This is a genomic window from Flagellimonas flava, from assembly GCF_050617915.1.
Classification (GTDB): domain Bacteria; phylum Bacteroidota; class Bacteroidia; order Flavobacteriales; family Flavobacteriaceae; genus Flagellimonas; species Flagellimonas flava_A.
Genome location: NZ_JBODQE010000078.1, coordinates 1 through 263, shown reverse-complemented (window position 1 = coordinate 263; position 263 = coordinate 1). Strand labels below are relative to the sequence as shown.

1 pseudogene is annotated in these 263 nt (G+C 38.8%); it reads left to right on the top strand.

What is annotated here, in order from left to right:
* A pseudogene (locus ACRHOZ_RS21040) lies at positions 1 to 263 on the top strand (hypothetical protein); the annotation flags it as partial.

Here is a 263-nt window from a genome sequence, read left to right as displayed (position 1 = left end):
ATGTGCTAAAAAATGGAAATATCCTGGTTTGTTGGGCAGATGAGGTAAAGGAATTTAATAAAAAAAAGGAAGTGATGCTAAGCTATAAACGGGCCGAAGACCTTATGGAATTGGGAACTGCTGTGCGCGTTTCCAATGGACATACTTTGATAACGGAATCAGGGACACAACCTAGAATTGTGGAAATCGACAAAAAAAGAGTAGTGGTAAAAAGTGTTCCGTTGCAACCCAAAAGGAATAATGTACACATGCAAACTAGAATG